Here is a 2,003-nt window from a genome sequence, read left to right as displayed (position 1 = left end):
GTCACGGCAGATTTAAAATTAGTTCGCAGGGATTCAATCATTGTGCTGCGTCGATCGTAAGCTGAGCAAGGTGCACTCTTTCAATCGTCTCCAGTTCTGTTGCCCTCCTTCGCTAAGGACGAGGCGTCAATCAAGAGGTTTGGACATCATCACTTAAGGTTGCACCGGCATTACATTCACTTGTAGAGTGCAGCTTATGAACATTCGGAATGCGGTAGAGGCAGATTTAGCAGCGATCATAGCAATCTACAATGCGGCGATTCCCTGCCGCATTGTTACCGCTGACGTAGAACCCGTCACGGTTGAAAGTCGCCTAAGCTGGTTTCGCAGCCACGATTTAGATAAGCGCCCGCTTTGGGTCGTAGAGATTGATGAAGCTGTAGTGGGTTGGGTAGGTTTTCAGTCGTTTTATGGGCGACCTGCCTATGACACAACTGCCGAACTCAGCGTTTACGTTTCGCCTGACTACCAGCGTCGAGGGATTGGGCAGCTTCTGCTGCAACGGGCGATCGCGCACAGCCCTAGCCTCGACATCAAGACCCTGCTCGGCTTTATCTTCGCGGAAAATTTGCCCAGCTTGCAGCTGTTTGAGAAGTTCGGATTTCAGCGCTGGGGCTACTTACCTGGGGTCGCCCAATTTGAAAACGATGGGCGAGACTTAGTCATTGTCGGGTTGCGGTTGGGCTAGACGGTCTTGCTCACTACTCGCTATATTGATGCGAGCCGAGAAAAATCACCCGTTTTGATTAGGAAACCGGGATTCTAGAGCGTGTAGCAGCACCATGGTAAGCATCTTGCTCCAGAAGATTCATGACCCGACCAACTGACGTTGTGCACTTTTGGTTTAATCGTTTACCCAGTGAATCTGGTACGGGCAATACGCGGCGCGTTTGGTTCTCCAAAGACCCAGACTTCGATCACCAAATTCTCATGCGCTTTCAGGACGTGTACCAGCAAGCGGCTTCCGGCGCAATCGACGATTGGCAAACCACCGCTGAAGGCAGTTTGGCGCTGATTCTGGTGCTGGATCAGTTTCCGCGCAATATGTTTCGGGGGCAGCCTCAGGCATTTGCCACAGACGCCAAAGCGCAAGCAGCGGCGATCGTGGCGATTCAATCTGGACAATCGCAAGAGCTACCGCCCGTGAAACGCTGGTTCGTGTACCTACCGTTGATGCACAGCGAAAACCTGGAGCATCAGCGCCAGTGTGTCGAGTTGTTCCACGCTCTAAGGGACGATCCAGATGTCAAAAGTGCCTACCCGTACGCAATTAAGCACTTGAACGTGATTGAGCAATTTGGACGCTTTCCGCATCGCAACGCGATTTTGGGGCGAGACACGACACCGGAAGAAGCGGAGTTTCTTAAACAGCCAGGGTCGTCCTTCTAGCGGCTAGGGATTCGTCGTTCGTCGTTCGGGATACCTAAGTGCACTAAACGGTTTGAGTTCGATCGTATTGGTTTCAATCCTTACTATTCCTCAATTTCCACCATGAGTCCTTCCCAGATTATTCCTACCGTTGAGCAGATTACGCAGACGAAGCGGGCGATCGACGCCTATATCCGCCGCATTGATAGCCATCCCGATCGTCGGGTGGGTGCCTATCCTTATTACCTGTTTCACGAAGCTGGACAGGCAATTCGCGGTACGGTGATGATTTTCCACGGTCTCAGCGCTAAGCCGCATCAGATGTGGCGACTAGCGGATTACCTGTTTCGCAACGGCTTTAACGTCTATCAGCCGTCGATCGCGGGACATACGTACATCAATGCTGCGGTAAATTGGGCGCAGATCGACTTGAAGCCAACCATTTACGATCCGCTGAAGGCGAAGGTGCAGCAGGACCCCGTGCTGATGACGTACTTCGCCAACTTGCGCAACAACCCTAGCATGACGCAGCCGTCCCCAGTGGAGCAAGCCGCGCTGATTGCGCGATTGATAGAGCTGGAGCCGCGACTGCCCGATATTATGCAGGCGATCGATGCCCCGAATGACCCAGACTT

At 52.8% G+C, this 2,003-nt stretch carries 2 protein-coding genes and 1 pseudogene; all 3 read left to right on the top strand.

Annotated elements, in window-relative coordinates; genetic code table 11:
- Positions 1-196 precede the first annotated feature (196 nt).
- Positions 197-688 (top strand): GNAT family N-acetyltransferase, encoded by a 492-nt coding sequence (locus tag H6F43_RS01010; RefSeq protein ID WP_190340169.1) that lies wholly within the window; start codon positions 197-199, stop codon positions 686-688.
- A 122-nt stretch (positions 689-810) separates the two neighbouring features.
- Positions 811-1,389: a DUF924 family protein gene (locus tag H6F43_RS01005; RefSeq protein ID WP_190340168.1), complete on the top strand. Its 579-nt coding sequence runs from the start codon at positions 811-813 to the stop codon at positions 1,387-1,389.
- A gap of 102 nt (positions 1,390-1,491) precedes the next feature.
- A pseudogene (locus H6F43_RS01000) lies at positions 1,492-2,003 on the top strand (alpha/beta hydrolase); the annotation flags it as partial.

It is taken from the genome of Leptolyngbya sp. FACHB-36 (assembly GCF_014695955.1).
Taxonomy (GTDB): domain Bacteria; phylum Cyanobacteriota; class Cyanobacteriia; order Leptolyngbyales; family Leptolyngbyaceae; genus FACHB-36.
The sequence above is the reverse complement of the archived record's forward strand: the minus strand, read 5'-3'. Positions and strand labels throughout refer to the sequence as shown.

Coding starts and splice junctions, on each gene's coding strand:
- H6F43_RS01010 (WP_190340169.1), top strand. CDS start 197: ATGAACATTCGGAATGCGGTAGAGGCAGATTTAGCAGCGATCATAGCA.
- H6F43_RS01005 (WP_190340168.1), top strand. CDS start 811: ATGACCCGACCAACTGACGTTGTGCACTTTTGGTTTAATCGTTTACCC.